The 238-nt window shown below is 73.9% G+C and carries 1 pseudogene; it reads left to right on the top strand.

The features are described from left to right. Positions 1-238 (top strand): annotated as a pseudogene (locus J0695_RS39285) (sensor histidine kinase); the annotation flags it as partial.

Here is a 238-nt window from a genome sequence, read left to right as displayed (position 1 = left end):
CGCCGCGCACAGCCAGGCGGCCGACCGTTCCCCCCTGGACGCCTTCGGCCGCTTCCTGCTGTTCGCCGGTACGGCACTGCTCCTGCTGCGCCACCGCCACCCCGTCCTGGTGGCCTTCGGCACCGCGGCCTCCGCGATGCTCTACCTCGGTGCCGGATACGCGTACGGTCCCGTCTTCATCACCGTCGCCGTCGGCTGCTTCGCCGCGATCGTCTCCGGGCACCGGCGCGCCGCCTGG

This window comes from Streptomyces beijiangensis, from assembly GCF_017315755.1.
In the GTDB taxonomy this organism is placed as follows: domain Bacteria; phylum Actinomycetota; class Actinomycetes; order Streptomycetales; family Streptomycetaceae; genus Streptomyces; species Streptomyces beijiangensis.
This window is presented reverse-complemented; position numbering and strand designations above follow the sequence as displayed.